Origin of the sequence: Pandoraea cepalis (assembly GCF_902459665.1) — a bacterium.
Taxonomy (GTDB): Bacteria; Pseudomonadota; Gammaproteobacteria; order Burkholderiales; family Burkholderiaceae; genus Pandoraea; species Pandoraea cepalis.
In genome coordinates, this window is the sequence record NZ_CABPSL010000003.1 from 115,145 (window position 1) to 131,031 (window position 15,887).

At 62.7% G+C, this 15,887-nt stretch carries 8 protein-coding genes; 6 read left to right on the forward strand and 2 right to left on the reverse strand.

The annotated features are described in order from the left end of the window. The first annotated feature begins 1 nt into the window (after position 1). The 6 genes from PCE31106_RS06800 (at position 2) to PCE31106_RS06825 (ending at position 12,606) form a co-directional block, all read left to right on the forward strand. Positions 2-8,632: a two-partner secretion domain-containing protein gene (locus PCE31106_RS06800; RefSeq protein WP_150562804.1), complete on the forward strand. Its 8,631-nt coding sequence runs from the start codon at positions 2-4 to the stop codon at positions 8,630-8,632. After that, positions 8,629-10,533 (forward strand): hypothetical protein, encoded by a 1,905-nt coding sequence (locus PCE31106_RS06805; RefSeq protein ID WP_174974994.1) that lies wholly within the window; start codon positions 8,629-8,631, stop codon positions 10,531-10,533. The genes PCE31106_RS06800 and PCE31106_RS06805 overlap by 4 nt, the downstream gene beginning before the upstream one ends. Next, positions 10,530-10,766, forward strand: a complete 237-nt coding sequence (locus tag PCE31106_RS06810) for a hypothetical protein (RefSeq protein ID WP_150562806.1) — start codon at positions 10,530-10,532, stop codon at positions 10,764-10,766. The genes PCE31106_RS06805 and PCE31106_RS06810 overlap by 4 nt, the downstream gene beginning before the upstream one ends. A gap of 400 nt (positions 10,767-11,166) precedes the next feature. Further along, positions 11,167-11,484, forward strand: coding sequence for a hypothetical protein (locus PCE31106_RS06815; protein WP_150562807.1), 318 nt, complete (start codon positions 11,167-11,169; stop codon positions 11,482-11,484). Continuing rightward, a complete protein-coding gene (locus PCE31106_RS06820) occupies positions 11,468-11,746 on the forward strand; it encodes a hypothetical protein (protein ID WP_150562808.1) in 279 nt (92 codons plus the stop codon). The genes PCE31106_RS06815 and PCE31106_RS06820 overlap by 17 nt, the downstream gene beginning before the upstream one ends. Before the next feature lie 269 nt (positions 11,747-12,015). Continuing rightward, positions 12,016-12,606 (forward strand): hypothetical protein, encoded by a 591-nt coding sequence (locus PCE31106_RS06825; protein WP_150562809.1) that lies wholly within the window; start codon positions 12,016-12,018, stop codon positions 12,604-12,606. A 430-nt stretch (positions 12,607-13,036) separates the two neighbouring features. Here PCE31106_RS06825 and PCE31106_RS06830 read toward each other — a convergent pair whose 3' ends face one another. Next, the gene (locus PCE31106_RS06830; RefSeq protein ID WP_150562810.1) at positions 13,037-14,392 is read right to left on the reverse strand and encodes an MFS transporter; all 1,356 of its coding nucleotides are present in this window, start codon (positions 14,390-14,392) and stop codon (positions 13,037-13,039) included. After that, entirely contained in the window at positions 14,389-15,786 is a 1,398-nt protein-coding gene (locus tag PCE31106_RS06835) for a M20 family metallopeptidase (RefSeq protein WP_017231824.1), read from the reverse strand. The genes PCE31106_RS06830 and PCE31106_RS06835 overlap by 4 nt, the downstream gene beginning before the upstream one ends. Between the last annotated feature and the right edge of the window lie 101 nt (positions 15,787-15,887).

Sequence of the window (15,887 nt, forward strand, 5' to 3'; positions counted from 1 at the left end):
CATGAACACACGTTGCTTTCACCTGATCTTCAGTCATGTCCAACGCCAGTGGGTCGCGGTCGGGGAGAACGTCCGCTGCGGACGAACACCGGGATGCGGGCGCAGCTCGCGTCGTCGCCAACCGGGTACCGCGCACGGAGTGGCGCCGCGAGCGCGCGTTCTGCGCCCGCTTGGGGCAGCGCTCCTGCCGGCGCTGCTCGCCCTCGGCTTCCCGATCACTGCGGCGTCGCAAATCGTCGCGGCTCCCGGCGCTCATGCGCCTGATGTCGGTACGACACCGAACGGCTTGCCGCTCGTCAACATCACGGCGCCCAGCGCGGCGGGGGTGTCGCAAAACCAGTACCACCAGTTCGACGTTCCCACGCAGGGAGCGATTCTCAACAACTCGCGCACCATCGTGCAAACGCAAATCGGCGGACTCGTGCCGGGTAATCCCAACCTCGCGGGCGCGCCGGCACGCATCATCGTCAACCAGGTGACCGGAACGCTGCCCTCGCGCCTCGCCGGCTATCTGGAAGTGGCTGGGCAGCGGGCCGAAGTCATCGTCAGCAACCCCAACGGGCTGAGCTGCGACGGCTGCGGTTTCATCAACACCGCTCGCGGGGTGCTCACGACCGGCCTGCCGGTGTTTGGCGGCAGCGGCTCGCTCGAGGCGTTTCGCGTTACCGGTGGACGCCTGCAAATTACCGGTCGGGGCCTGAACGCCAGCAACCTGACGCACGCCGCCCTCCTTGCCCGCGCCGTCGAGGTGAACGCCGCCGTTCACGCGCAACAACTGGATGTCATCGCGGGCCTGAACGACATCGACGCGGCCACGTTCGGCATCCGCCGCAGCGCCACGGCCACGAGCGGCGCGCCGCCTTTCGCGCTCGACATCTCCCGTCTGGGCGGGATGTATGCCGGGAAAATCCGGCTCATCGGCACGGAAGCGGGCGTGGGCGTGAACGTGGACGGGCACATCACCGCCAACCAGGGTTCGCTCGTGTTGAACAGCGCCGGGCAACTTCGCATCGGCGGACGACTGCACGCACGCGAGGACCTGCGTGCGGCCGCCGCCGGTGACTTGTCGATTCGAGGCGAGACGGTGGCCGACGGCGCGCTGGCGCTGCGAAGCGCGCGCGACCTCGTCAGTTCGGGCACCCTGCGCGGAGCGCGTGACGTGACGCTCGATGCCGGCGGCACCTGGCGCCATACCGGCGCCGTGTCCGCAGGACGGCATCTGGTCGCCGATGCAGCGGCCGTCGCGTCCTCCGGCGCGATGGCCGCCGGCGCCAACGCCGACGGCACGCGCGGGGAGACAGGCAACCTGTCGCTCTCCACCGCGGGCCGGATGCAAGCCAGTGGCACCCATTCGGCCACCGGCGATATCGCCTACCTCGGCGATGCGCTCGATTTTACCGGCGCGACATCGACCACCTTGCGCGGACTGCGGATGCAAGCGCGCAGCGGCGCCGTCACGATGACGCGCGCAACGACGCAAGTGGGGGGCGCGACGCAGATTACGGCAAAGCACGACGTAATCCACGACGGAGCAACGCTCAGGACGTCCGGTCTCGACGTCGAGGCCTCCGGACTGAGCAATCGCGGTGGACGCATCTCGCAATGGGGCGTATCCCCGTTCCGACTCTCGCTGTCTGGCCTGCTGAGCAATCGCGAGGGGCAGATACATGCCAACGGCAGCCACTTCTCGCTGACATCCGGGCACATCGACAACACATCGGGCAAGATCGAGCACGCCGGCACCGGAGACTTCCGCTTGGCCGGCGGGCGTGTCGACAACACGTGGGGGACGTTCGCCACCAACGGCGCACTGTCCGTCGACGCGGGCACCTGGCGTAACGATTACGGCACCGTCTCCGCGAAGCGTTCCCTGACGGCCGGCATCCGTGGCCTGATGACGAACACCGGAGGGCTGATGCAATCCGGGGGCGCTTTTTCGCTGCGGGCGGACACCATCGAGAACCGCGGTGGACGACTGCTCGCACTGGGCGGCGCCGACCTTCGTCTGCAGGCCGAGACGCGCATAGACAACGCACGACTGGGCGATACCCAAGGGGAAATTGCCGGACGTGGCGACGTCACGCTCTCGGCGGCGTCGCTGTCCAACAGCGGGACATGGACGGCGCAAGGGTCGCTCGTGGCCAATGCGGCAGGCCCCTTGCTGAACGCGGGCGGACGCATCGTCGCGCAGCATCACGTCACCCTTGCCGTGCGCGGGCTGTTCGACAACGCCAACGGCATCTTGAGCGCGGGCGAGACGTTGATCCTGCGGGCCGACACGATCCGCAACATGCGCGGGTTGATGCAGTCGAGCGCGCTTGCCGTTCACGCCAAGCAACTGGATAACGGCGCCGGGTCGATCCGACAGACTGGCACCGACACCGATCACTCGGCGTTATTCAGCATCAGCGGACGTCTGCAAAATCGCGGGGGCGAGATCCATTTCGCCGCCCGTGACGCCGCCATCGACGCCGCCGAATTCGACAACACGGGCGGCACCGTGGCGCATGCCGGGCGCGGCGCGCTGTCCATCAAGGGGCAATCGCTCGTCAATCGCGAGGGACGTGTTGGCACGAACGGCGACTTGCTGCTGCGCATGAAGTGGATGACAAATGCGCTCGGTCGCGTGACGGCACTGCAACACTTGCGCGCGAACGTCGACGTGGGTCTGAACAACGCTTCGGGACAACTGGCGGGGAAGTCCGTGACGTTGGACGTGGGTGAGACCCTCGATAACCGCGCGGGTTCTGTCGAAGCCAGCGATGCGCTGATGGTGAAGGCTCGGGATGTCGACAACGCGGCGGGGGCGCTGCTCAACAGTGGCCAAACGCCAACGACCGTCGCCGTTCAGGACACGCTGACCAACACAGAAGGCGGCCGAATCGCGGCCAATGCGGACGTCACCGTCACGGCGGGCAACTTCGACAACACCGGGGGTCGGCTGCATGCGGGCAAGTCCCTCGCGCTGACGGTTGCCTCGGACCTGCTCAATACGGCGGGTTACCTCACCGCAGGCGAGCGCCTCGACATTGCCACCGGTGGCGGCATCGTCAACGGCGCCGGTCACGTAAGCGCGCGCGACGCCCTGCGCATCGCGGCCACCGGCAATATCGACAACGGATTGGGGGCGTTCGACGTCAGCGCGCCTGATGGCTACCTACGCTTGACCGGGCGACAACTGGACAACGCCGGTGGCCGCATCGCCAATGCCGGCACCGGTGCCGTCGACCTCATCCTGCGCGGACGGCTACGCAATCGCGCCGCCCCCGGGAACGCGGCGAAGTCCGTCGGCAGCATTGCCGGCAACGGCGCCGTCAACGTGTCGGCGAACGGCATCGACAACCTCGATGACGCATGGATCGCCGCCGGCGGCGCGCTCAAGCTCACCTCGACGCGGGACATCGACAATCGCTTTGGGCGACTGCAAGCGCGTGGTCCGTTGACCGCGACAGCGAAGCAGCACATCACGAACGTGGACGGCGAGATGTATGCCGGTCAGGCGCTTTACGTCGCGGCGGGCGGCAAGCTCGACAACACGCGCGGCAGCATGGAAACCGCCGGCGATCCGTCGACCGTCGGCCATGAAACCGTCACCCTGTCGTCCGGCACGCTCGACAACACCGACGGCCGGATCGTCAACGGCACGCGCGGCGACCTGAGCATCACGGCGAACGCGATCACGAATGCGCTGTCCCGCCCTTCGGGGTCGAATCGTCCGGTCGGACTGATGGGCGGTAACGGTCGTGTATCCATCACGACGTTTGCGCTGATGAATGGCCCGAGCGCGCTGATCAGCGCCGGCGCGGATCTGTCGCTGGCGGTACGCGACTCCCTCGGCAATGCCGGGACGCTATTCTCGGGCACCGACCTCGGCGTGAAGTGGCGGGATGCGCAACGAACACAAGCGTTCGAGAACACCGGGACGGTCCAGGCGCGTCGCGATGCGTCCCTCGCCGTGGCCGAACTGGACCACCGTGCGGGCGAAATCGCCGTCAATCAGAATCTGATCCTGCGCACTGAACGCCTGCTCGGCACCGCGCGATTACGGGCGGGCAACGATCTGCACGTCTCGTTGCCGGGCGACTTTACCTACGGCACCGACCACGCCTGGCAAGCGAATGGCAGTCTCAAGCTCGACGTCGGCGGCTTGTTGCGCGTTCACGGGGCGCTTGGGGCCATCAAGCAACTCACGGTGAACGCCGCCCGCGTCGTCAACACGGCGCAAGGCCGCCTGCGAGGCGGGTCGGTTCTCGTGAACGTGATGGACGACATCATCAACGACACGCGCATCGATGGCGACGAGGTCAGGCTGATCGGCGCCCGCTTTACGAACACCGGCGCCGTCATCGGCGGACGTGTCCGATTCGATGGTGCGACCTTCGTCAACACCGGCGAGCGCGCCGTGCTGGCGGCAACGCAGCAACTGGACCTCTTCGTCTCCGGCAATCTCCTCAACGAAAACGGCGCGACGCTCTACAGCCTGGGCACCCTGCGTGCCGCCGCGGGCGAGACGCGCGATGCGCAGGGCTATCTGACGCAGCAAATGGGGAGCTTCATCAACCGCTCCGCCGTACTCGAAGCCGGTGGCGACGTCGACATTGCGACGCGCGAGTTCGTGAACGACCGCAGCTACATCAACATTGTGCGAGGCGTCGACGAGGGTGAGACACAAACGGTGCGCGACGTCTGGATCGCTGGCTACGTGGCGCTGCCGAACGAATCGGGCAGCCGGGCACGCTGCGCTGCCAGCACGGCATCCGCCTGCGAAGAATTGCCGACCGAGCATACGAGCCACAGCCTGAGCGTGAACGGCGAACCGGCGATGATCGAGGAGACTTATCGGGAAACGGGCTCAGACGGCAGAGAGGTGCAGAGAACCCGACTGATCCCGAATCCGCGCAACCAAGCCTTTACGCAGTGGCGTTGGGGGCGTGAAGCGCGCGCGGCCCTTTCGGCAGAGAAGCTCCACGTGGTGAACAGCCCCATCAGCGTCACGATCGCCAAGCGCGGGGTGACGGCGCTCGACACCGACAAGAAGACGTTCTCGCTCGAGCACCCCATCATCGAGTTGTACAAGCGGAATTTCTTCTCGAAAGATTACGACAGCCGCAACATCACCCAACGCGCCGTTCAGCATTTCGAGTCGATCACGGACGACGGCCAGGGAAATTGGGTCATCCAGTTCTGGCCCGACTACGAACCCGATGCGCACCTCCGGCCAACGTTCGTCGATCAGTCCCGCCACACCATTACCGGGGATTCCGACGAGGGCGTGCGGATCTTCCGCCGTGGACACGGCATCGAGGACGGCCGCGACACCAACGAATACCGGCGCCGCATCACCGTTCGCAGCGCGACCGACGTCCTGGGCGACGTTGCCGCGCCGGGCGTCATCACGTCGCAAGGCACGATCCGACTGAACGTGGACAACGGCACCGCGTTGAATCATGCGTCGACGATCAGCGCCAGCGGCGACCTGCAGGTTCGCGGCAACGACGCTCGCATCACGAGCCGCAGCGTGGGACTCGAGCGCGTGGAGCGCATCGCGCAATCGTCCGACCTCTATTGGCACGAAAAGAGCGGCAACAGCGATAGCTGGTTCACGACGGTCGATCTCGACGTGACGGAACGGCGCGCCATTGTCGATGGGCTGCCCAGCCTGATCACGTCGAACCAGACGACAAGCCTTCGCGGTCGCGACGTCACCATCGAGACCGGCACCGTCGACGGCACGATCATCGGCAGCCGGCAAACGGACAGCGCGGTGGGCACGTCGGCGCGCGTTGCCGTCGACGCCGACGCGACGACGGTTGCGACCGGGGCGCCGGCCGGCGTCGATCCATTGACCGCGACGCCGGCGACGTCCGAGATCTCGGGCGCGATTCAGACACTGGATAGCGTCTCCGGCGGCATCCCCGATCTCAAGCTTCCGCGCAGCGCGCTGTTCAAGGTCGTGACCGCCCCCGACCAACCGTATCTCGTCGAGACCGATTCGCGATTCACCGATTACGGCGCGTTCGTCTCCAGCAACTACCTGCTCGAGTTGCTCGGCGTCGACCCGGCCGGTATCGAGCGGCGTATCGGGGACGGCTTCTACGAGGCGAAACTGGTGCGCGAGCAGGTGCTCACCCTGACGGGACGCGCGTCGCTGGGTATCCAGGACGGTGGCGCCACGGCGACGGCCGACGGCGAGTTCCGCGCGCTGCTGGCCCAAGGCGCCCGCGCGGGTCGCGATCTCGAACTGCGCGTTGGCATTCGACTCACGCCTGAGCAAATGCGCGCCCTCACCGACGACATCGTCTGGCTGGTTCGCCAAACGGTGACCTTGCCGGACGGCAGCACGACGACCGTGCTGGTGCCCACGGTGTACCTGGCGCATGGCAAACGTGTCGTCATGCAACCGGGCGGCGCATTGGTCACGGGCCGGGACGTCATCGTCGAGGCAACGAACGACCTCATCAACAGCGGCCAGATCGTGGGCGACGCCAGCACTCGGGTGCAGGGGCGCGATGTCGAGAATCGCGGCGTGATCGGTGGCACGCGTGGCATGGGCAGTGTTGGCCAGGTGGAAGTCGTTGCCGAACGCGATGTGCGCAACATCGGCGGCGAAATCGCGGGCAAGCAGGTCAATGTCACCGCCGGCCGAGACGTTGTCGTCACCAGTCAGACCCATACGAGCGAGTGGGTGAACGGATCGCAGTCCGGTTCGGCAACTACGGTCGAATCGCAAGGCCGCATCGATGCACTGGATTCACTGGTGATCACGGCGGGGCGAGATCTCTGGGTCGACGGCGCGGAAATCGACGCCGGTGGCGACGCCGACCTGGCCGCCGGACGCGACATCGCGCTGGGCGCGGTGGCGTTGAACCGCGAATTCGGCGGCGGATCGAGTGATAACCACAATTACACGCAGGTCACGGATCAACTGACAGCCGCCGTCAACACGGGCGGCAACCTGACCGTCGTGGCGGGACGTGACGCGTCCACCGCAGGCACCCGCATCGACGCGGGCAAGACAGTCGTTGTTGCGGCGGCCCGCGACGTGGAGATTGGCGCTGCCGTCGGTAGCATCACGGACTCGGGTCGTGTGGACACCGACACCTACGCGGCGTCGGTGGACTCGTATGCGGAAACGGTGCGCGGCAGTCAGGTTCAGGCCGGCGGCGGGATCACCGTCGCCGCCGGGCAAGCTGCGGCAGTCGAGCGGATGCTCAATGAGCGAGGCGTCACCGCGTATGTGACGTCGGGGGACGCGACGACCGGTGAAGTGAAGATACTCGGCTCCTATCTGAGCGGTGGTTCCGGCGATGACACGCCATCCGGAACGGCATCGACGTCGGCCAAGGCGGGCAAGTCCGACGTCACCGTCGTCGCGACGGGCGATGTGACCATCGGCGGCGTTTCGGCCCGTTACGACGACACCCGTTGGTCGCGAACCACCCAGCAGGGCCTCCTCTCCTCCACGACTGAAGAACATTTGCGCGAATCGCATGGCACGCGCACGACGGGCAGCACGTTGTCGGGCGATGGCGTCACGGTCGCGTCGGGGCGGGACGTCACGATTACCGGGTCGCAGGTGGTGGCCGATGACGACATGACGATCGGCGCGAAGCGGAACGTGACGATCACGTCCGCGGAAGACCGCAGCAACTCACTGAGCGTTACGGAGAAGCAGACCAGTGGCGTCTTTGGCAGTGGTATGGGCTTCACCATCGGCAGCCGCTCGGAGAAGGAAAAACAACGGCGCGAGCAGGTCGCGCAAACCGGGAGTGTGATCGGCTCGGTGACCGGGGATGTGACTGTTCAGGCAGGCAACGACTACCGGCAGGAAGGCAGCACGGTCGTTGCCCGCGACGGTGACGTGACAATTGCGGGCAAGCGCGTCGCCATTATCGAGAGTGAAGACAGCGAGCAGAGCGTGCATGAACGGGAAGTCGAGCAGGCAGGATTGACCGTTGCCGTCTCCAGCCCGCTGCTGGATGCCGCGGAGACCGTCGGTCAGATGGGCAAGGCGGTCGGCAAGGTCAAGGACGCGCGCATGAAGGCGCTCGGTGTCGCCGCGGGCGGACTCGCGGTGAAGAATGCTGCCGACACCGTCAAGAACCTCAAGGATGCGGCCAACGTCACTATTTCAGTCACCGTTGGCGGATCTAAGCACGAAAGCCGCGAGACCAATGACAGCACAACGGCCAATGGCTCTAGCGTGCGTGCCGGTGGCAACGCCACTGTTGCGGCCGCCGGCGATGGCGATCAGTCGTCGTTGCTCATTCGCGGCAGCGAGATCGACGCCGGACATGACGTCAAACTCACGTCCGACGGCACGCTCGACATCCTCGCGGCCGAGGACACGTCGGAGCATCACCGCAGATCGACCGGCGTGTCGGGCGGCATCGGGCTGGGCATTTCCATGGGCGCCAACGGCATGTCGATGGGGGTGACGGCCAACGCCAGCGCCTCGCGCGGCAAGGCAGACGGCAAGGACGTTACCCAACGCAACAGCCATATCACGGCGGGCGGCGTGGCCGAGATCGTCTCTGGCGGCGACACGAACATTCGAGGCGGCACGGTAGTCGGCGAGCGGGGCATTGCCAAGTCGGCGAGCGGGTCATTGCCAATGTTGGCGGCGACTTGAACATCGAGAGCTTGCAGGACACGAGCGTCTACGCATCCAAGGATCAATCGATCAGCCGAAACGCCACGGTGGGTTTTGGAGGCGCGTCCGGGAGCATCAACGTCAGCCATCAGCAGGTCAACAGCGATTTCGCCAGCGTCACCGAGCAGTCCGGGATCAAGGCCGGGGATGGCGGCTTCGACGTCACCGTGAAGGGCAACACTGATCTGACGGGCGCCGTTATCGCCTCGACCGACAAGGCCGCTGACGAGAATAGGAACCGTCTGAAAACCGGTTCGTTGACGACCCGTGATGTGGAAAACCACGCAGAGTACGACGCCTTCGGCATCAGCCTGGGCGGCGGCGTCAGCGCGGGCTTCGGAGACAACGCCAAGGTCGGCACGGATCAGAAGGGGGACGCGCAGAGCGGCGCGAACGCGACACCGGGCAGCGAACTGCCGAAGACGGGGCCGGCGAGCATTAAGCCGCCGGCAGTGGTGGCCGCTGGCGATAGCGCGTCGAGCACGACGCGCAGCGGTATTAGCGCGGGCGTGATCGAGATCACCGATGAGGCCAGCCAACGCGAGCGGACCGGTCAGACGGCAGAAGAGACAGTTGCAGGTGTCAATCGCAACGTTTCCTCGGACAGAGACGGCAGCGGCGCCCTTGCGAATAAATTCGACAAGGAGCAGATCGAAACCAGCTTCGAGATCATGCGGACGCTGCAGCGCGAGGTGGGGACGTTTGTAGAGAATCGGGCTAAGGAATACGAGGCGCTACAAGCGGCACGCAAGAGCGAGACCGACCCGACAAAGCTAGCGGAGTTGGACCGACAGCTTGTCGACGCAGCGAAGTGGGCGCCGGGCGGACGATATCGCCAGATCGTCACCGTGATCATAGCGGCAGCCGGTGGAAACGTTACCGCTGGCACAGGCGAATTCCTGCAGCGCGCCGCAGTGAGCTATCTGCAGACGCTCGCGGTGGAGAAGGTCAAGGAGATCGCCGACGACCTCAAGAGCGAAACGGCCCGCACTGCGTTGCACGGGATTGTTGGCTGCGCCGGCGCGGCTGCGGTCGGCAGCAACTGTGGCGCTGGGGCAATGGGCGGGGCGGCGAGTGTGGTTCTCGGCAATTTGCTTAACGCCGTCGCGGATACCAGCAATGACGGGCTCTCGCAGCCAGAGAAGGAAGCTCGCATGAACCTGATTGAATCGCTCGTCGCCGGGATCACGGCCGGAACGGGTGGGAATGCCACCGCAGCGAGCATCGCGTCACGGCTAGAGCTGGAGAACAATCAGTTCGAGCTTCCGCAGGGGATCGTAAGGGCCGGAGCTGCCTCGACGTCCTTGGGCGAATTCATGGCGAAGAACGGCGCATCCGCTGAAGAAATTCAGCAAGCTCAGACAGACTTGCTCCGCGGACTGGGGACGGATGCGGCCCAGCCGGCAACGGAGTTGTTGAAAAGCTGGGCGATTCTTATAGCCACCGGAGGGGCAGTAGGTACCGGACCCTCAATCGGTCTGGTCAGCGTTACGACAGGAGGAATCGTCAGCGGCGGGGTGAATGTTGCTGTTCAGGCAGCAACAAATGAGGGCGGAGAGATCAATTATGTCGACGCACTCTCAGCCATCGTCACCGGAGCATTGAGCCAAGGGAAAACTCTACCTGCGACGGCCACCATAGCAATCAGCGGAGCCGCGACCGGCGCCTATCTCCAAGGGGAGGACACCACCAGCGCAATTCTCGGCGCTGGTGCGGGCGCGCTAGTCGGAGGCACGGTTGGGAACGCGGCGTCCCGAGAGGCTGGAGCACTAATACCGAACAAGAGCATTTCGGATATTTTCGGCGCAGCAATCGGCGCATTTTTAGGCGAAACAACCGTCAATGCAACAAAAAATAAATTAAAGGAAAAAAATCAATGAATGCGAAATTTGAAATAAAGAGAATCATTTTACTAATAGCACTTTCCTTCGCCCTATTCTTCTTCTCTGCGATTGGATCAAGATTCGCAGTTGCGCTTGTTGCATTATTAAAATACAACGAATTACCATTTAATTGTGATGATCTCATTTTTGGATTGAAAGCAGCCATTGCAGGAGGTCCATCACTCGGCGTCGGCGCATGGATTCTGATAAAAATTCGCGCTAAAAAATAGATCACTCATCCCCATTTTCGAGACGAATGCGTACCACGTCAACACCGGCAACCGAATCAACGCCAAGCTCGGTATAAACGCGCAGGGAAACGCGCAGACGGGCGTCGGCGCCACGCCTCGCAATGGACTGACGAAGAACGATCCGGCGACCATTGCACCGCAAATTGTGAGCGCATCCGCTGAAGAAATTCAGCAAGCTCAGACAGACTTGCTCCGCGGACTGGGGACGGATGCGGCTCAGCCGGCAACGGAGTTGTTGAAAAGCTGGGCGATTCTCATGGCGGCAGCACCGTCCATTGCTGGTGGCACCACTGCGAGCTTGGCCGGGACAGGGGCGGGTGCGGCCGTTGGTGGAACAACTAACGCCATAGTCCAGCTAACGCTCAATGGAGAGCAAGAAATGAGCACCGTCGACGTCCTTGTTGCAATTGCGACCGGAGCGGCAACCCAAGGGCGGGGCATTGTCGCGACCACCGTCACGGCTGCGAGTGGTGCCGCCCTCGGCGCGACCATCAACGGAACAAATCCAATCGAAGCTGCAACCTCTGCTAGTGCGGGAAGCGTTGTTGGCACTGGAGTCGCAAATATTATCTCAAAAAATATTGCCCCATTAATAAATAACATCATCAAATCAGAAATCACTGGGTCAATTGGCGCCGCATTTACTTCAGAAGTCGTAACAAATCGAATCGACAAGAACCGTGCAACAAAAAATTAAACCACAACCAGCAACAATTAAGATGCTTTTCATTTTAAGTCTTCTTTACACCATCTTATTTACCTGCATGGCCGCCGCCATCAGCCTATTAATTGCAACAACCCTCATTAGCGAAATTGGCCATCTAAATATAGGTACGGAGGATCTTTTGTTCTCATTAAAATCCGGAATCTCCGCCGGCCCACCAACAGGAGCCGGAATTTGGATTTCGGCAAAAATAAATGAAACGACAAGAAACAAGAATGACTCGGAATTGCAATAAATCAGCTAAATTTTTTAATTATTTTTATTATCACCATTCACCAAACCAACTTAGCATTCAGTTTCAAGCTCAACGCAGTGAATGATGTTTGGTGTTGTGATGAATAAAAACAACAGATATATGAGCACAGAGAAACGCGATGCAATCACCCGACAGAAGATACAGTGGCTGGCGTCAACCGCGACGCATCCTCGGACAGGGATAGCAGCGGCGCGCTTGCCAACAACTTCGACACGAAAAGCCCCTTACTCTATGGATATTAAAGAAGCATGATGAGTCAAAAGAACCTGGTTGCTGCGACAGCAGCTTTGATATTGTCGGCATGCACCACTACGCATTTACCGGCGATCAGCCAACAGTACGACCCATCCAATTCTGCGCGCATCCGTTTATTCGGACAAAATGGAAAACCATCTTTCATGCGGGTCGAAATTTCCCAAGGAAAAACGGTTGAAGTGAATATTGGTGGCGGTGCAGGAGATGCATTTAGTTCTTTTCTGGGAACGACGAAGAATGAAAGCATCGGCATTGGCGAAACCGAGAACACGAAGAACATAAAACAGAGTGGCGGCCTGCTTTCCAAGGTTTTTTATCGCGAATTTGTCGTCCCTGCGGGGCGTGAAGTGCAGGTCAGAAATGCTATTATCGGGCTAACCAATTTTCATCGCAGTCCAGAAGGAACCGTCACAATGGTACAGCGGCAACCGAGTTGCTCAAGCCAGATTATTAGCTTCGTACCTGAACCAGGAAAAGACTACGAAGTCGGCTCTTACAAAAATGGGCGCCAATGCTCGGTCATGGTTTTCGAAATCCCCAATCAGCAAGGATCCGTATTAAAAAGTCCCATTGACATCGACTAGGACACTCCGGACCATAAATGTTTGCGCTCCCCAAACGAATGACCGATGAGTGGCGCCATCTTCATTCGCGCAGACAACGAATAACAGCAGGAAGGCAGCGCGGTCGTTGCGCGCAACCGCGATGTGACCATTTGCCGGCAAACGCGTTTCGATTGCGGAGAGCGAGGAATCCGAACAGCGCGCGCGACGCCCCCGCCCCAAGCTGAATAGCATGTCACATTCCAAAACGACGCTGCTGGGTAGATGCCTCAAATGAACACCGCGCACCGCCCGATTCACCGCACACCGAAATTCCGGACGCATCGCACAACGCACATATTCCGGCAGGGGAACCGCCGACAAACAAAAAAGGCGCCACGCCAGCCCCGCATGCAACCCTCACACGCGACGCCGCCGGGCGCCTCTTCATTCCACAGCCAATCGTCTCGCCTCAGCGCACGCCCATCCGCGTTTTGGCGATCACTAGCGTCGTCAGACTCACCACCGCCCCCACCATCAAATACAGCCCCGGCGCCAGCTTGTTGCCCGTCGACGCAATCAGCCACGCTACCGCCAGCGGGGTAAAGCCGCCAAAGATCGTCGTACCGAGGTTGTAACCCACCGCCATGCCCGTCGCCCGTGTTCGTGTCGGGAACAACGACGAAATCAGCGCCGGAATCGGTGCGAAGTACACCGCCTTCAACGTGCCCACCCAAAGCATCACGACCATCATCGTCAGCAGCGACGCATGCGCATTCATGTACGCAAACGCCGGATACACCGTACAGAAGAACAGTGCCCCCGCCGCCAGCATGATGCGAATACGCCCCACCTTGTCCGACCAATGCCCCACGAACGGCGTCAGCGTCATGATGACGAAGCCCGTCACCAGCGTCGCGATGTAGCCCTGCGCCGGCGGCAAACCCAACTGTTTCGTCGCGTAAGTCGGCATGTACAGGATCATATAGTTGGCCGTCGTTGTCAGCACCAGCGCCCCAATCGACACCAGCAGACGCGACTTCTGCGTTGCCAACACCTCTCGTACCGGCGATTGGCCCGCGTCGTCGCCAGCCACCTGCGCCTGACGCTTGCGCGCCACGTCATGCTCGAATGCCGGCGTCTCGTCCACGTACTTCCGGATGTAAAGCCCGATCGGCCCGACCAGCATCCCGAACAGGAACGGAATCCGCCATCCCCACGATTCCAGTTGCGGCTGGGTCAGCGCCCCGGTCAGCACCGCCCCGAACGCCGACGCCAGCAACGTGCTCGCCCCCTGGCTCGCAAACTGCCAGCTCGACATGAAGCCCGGCCGGTTCGGTACATGCTCAACGAGAAATGCCGTCGAGCTACCAAACTCGCCGCCCGCCGAAAATCCCTGCAACAAGCGCGACAAGAAAATGCCGATCGGCGCCCAAACCCCAATCGCCGCATACGTCGGCATGAACGCGATCAGCCCGGTGCCCAAGGTCATCATCGCAATCGACAACATCAACGACGCACGACGCCCACAGCGGTCCGCATACGCGCCCAGCACAAACGCCCCCAGCGGACGTGCAAGATATGACAACGCGAACGTCCCCAGCGCCATGAGCAGCGACACCGTCGCATCGTGCGCGGGAAAAAACAACTTGGAGATCGTCACGGCAAAGTAGCCATAGACGATCAGGTCATACCACTCGAGCGCATTGCCGATCGACGTCGCGACAATCAACTTGTACACGGGCACGTCGGCGCGCACCCCCTCGTTGCCGACACGCGGCGCGCCGTTCGTTTGATCCGCCCCAGCGGCGGTCACTGAGCTGTTCATCGCGGCTTCCCCTCTTTCAGATCGACTTCCCCCAGATCCCAGAACAGACCCGCCATGATCTGCAACGCCTCGCGCGCCACCGACCCCAGCAGATGCTCGTCCGGCGCGTGCTGCGAACAGGCCGGGTACGAGTGCGGCACCCACAGCGTCGGCAGCCCCAAAACGTCCGCGAACACATCGTTCGGCAACGTGCCCCCCAGATTCGGCAGCAGTACCGGCGGCTTGCCCGTCGTCTCGCGCATCGACGTCAACGCCCACAGCACCCACGGATCTTCCGGATCGAGACGCGTCGCCATCACGCCGCGCTCGACCTCCACCTCGACCATCGGGAAACCGTGCGCGTCGAGATGCGCGCGCACGATCTCGCCCAGCCGCTCCCAGTCAGTGCCGACGACGAAGCGAATCTGCATGTGCGCATAGGCGTACGGCGGAATCGCGTTGACCGGCTTTTCCGGATTGCCGGTCTTGAACGCCAGCACTTCGATGTTGTTCCAACCAATCACGCGCTCCGTCGGCGTCAATCCCGGCTCGCCATAATCAACGTCGACCTCGGGATCGTTCGGTCCGCCGCCCACTTCCAGCCCAGCAAGCGCTCGACGCACCGACGCCGGCACCTCAGGCGGACGCAACCCGTCGACAAGAATCTTGCCGTTGCCATCGACAATCGATGCAATCGCGTTCGCCAGCACCACCCCGGGATTGCGCAACAGTCCGCCCCAGTTGCCCGAGTGATGCCCGCCGTCGCGCAAATTCAGACTGAGCTTGAAGTTGACCAAGCCGCGCGAGCCGAGAAACACCGTCGGACGTTGCGCCGCCAGTCGCGGCCCGTCAGAGGCGATCAGCACATCGGCCCGCAGTTCGTCACGCAGTTGCTCGCAAATCGCGTGCAGCCCCGGCGAGCCCATCTCCTCGCCCATCTCCACGATCATCTTCACGTTGTAGCCGAGCTTGCCGCCACGCAACGCCAGCACCTCCGCCAGCGCCGACAGGTTGATCGTGTGCTGCCCCTTGTTGTCGGCGGTGCCGCGTCCGTACCAACGATCCCCTTCCACCACGATCTCCCAGGGCTTCAGGCCGTCGCGCCATTGCGCGTCGTAGCCTCGCACCACGTCGCCGTGACCGTAGGTGAGGACCGTGGGCGCATCGTCGCTCTCGTGACGTTGCGCAATCAGGAACGGGCCGCCGCCCGGCACCGGGTTGGGCACGATGCGCGATGTAAAGCCGAGCGCCGCGAGCGCAGGCGTCATCTCATCCGCAAGGTACGAGTGAAGGACATCGCCGCTATCCGCCTCCTGACTCTCGGTCTTGTAGGCGACGCGGCGGTTGAGCGTATCGAGGAACGCGCCCGAATCGTATTGGGCGGTGGCTTGGGAAATTGCTGCGCTACGTGTCACTGCTTGTCTCCAGATGGCTTTTGAGGGCACGGCTGCCTGGCTCGCACACACGGCCACGCGTGTCGGTAGCACGCTGCAACGCAACCGTTCAGGCCATTCTA